Annotated in this window: 1 protein-coding gene; it reads right to left on the bottom strand. The window is 60.4% G+C overall.

The window, feature by feature from the left end; all coding sequences use genetic code 11:
• Window positions 1-163: 163 nt before the first annotated feature.
• Window positions 164-503 (bottom strand): hypothetical protein (locus tag ACYVPE_RS40075; protein ID WP_461038764.1); only part of this gene is annotated, 340 nt, incomplete at its 5' end.

Below are 503 nucleotides of genomic sequence, written 5' to 3'. Positions count from 1 at the left end.
CTCATACGGGGGCGTTGCGACGTTTCCGCCGCAGATCATAAGCGGTTCGGGAGCCCGGGCGACGCAACCGTTTTATCGGCAAAAAAAACCGGAGAGACAGCCCGCAGAGGGCCGCCTCTCCGGAGGCGCAATCAAATCCCGGACACTCCCGCGCCGCCTGCGGTTACGCATAAGGACGATGAGCGAGAAGCTGTTCCAATCGGGCGATATGCTTTTTGATTTCCGCCTTTTTGACCTTTTTCAGCAGCGCGATCAGCCCTTTGACCACGACGGGCCGAGGCAGATCCCGGTCGATCTCTTCCTCGATCGTCACCGTGGAGGAGATCATCTCGTCCAGCGTCTCGGCGGCCAGCCCCGAGGATTCAAGCAGGCTGCGGATCGTTTGCAGCTCCGTCAGCGCTTCTTTTTTCCACAGAGGCTTGTGCATATCCCTCGCCTCGGCCATCGCAAGCAGCTTCTCCGGCCGCAGCAAGGGATCTTCTCCGCGCTTCAGCATGCCCTGC

This window comes from Streptomyces mayteni, assembly GCF_054783955.1.
Note: the sequence above shows the minus strand (reverse complement) of the source record. Positions and strands in the feature narration are given on the sequence as shown.